Source organism: Parachitinimonas caeni, from assembly GCF_030129945.1.
Taxonomy (GTDB): Bacteria; Pseudomonadota; Gammaproteobacteria; order Burkholderiales; family Chitinimonadaceae; genus Parachitinimonas; species Parachitinimonas caeni.
The window spans coordinates 1-264 of record NZ_JARRAF010000264.1; the positions used below are offsets into that span (position 1 = coordinate 1).

The following is a 264-nucleotide window of genomic DNA, read 5'->3' on the forward strand; positions in this document are numbered from 1 at the left end:
CCACGCGTTCATGCCGCGCCTGCAGTTCGTCGATGCGGACGCGGGCGTAGTGCTCGCCGACGCCGGGGTCCACGTATTGGCCGGGGTAGTCGTAGATTTCGTGCTTGGCCTGGGGGTGTTCGCGGTCGACGATGGCCTTGACCTTGAGGTCGGCCTTGGGCTTGAGGAAGTCGTAGTCGTTGAGCACATAGTCGGCCGGCTGTACGGATTTCTCGGTGCGCCAGTGGGCCATATGCTCGCGGTTGACGGTCATGCCGCCATCCT

Annotated in this window: 1 protein-coding gene; it reads right to left on the bottom strand. The window is 64.0% G+C overall.

What is annotated here, in order from left to right; genetic code table 11:
• Positions 1–253 (bottom strand): contractile injection system protein, VgrG/Pvc8 family (locus tag PZA18_RS24620; protein ID WP_284103516.1); only part of this gene is annotated, 253 nt, incomplete at its 3' end.
• Positions 254–264 lie beyond the last annotated feature (11 nt).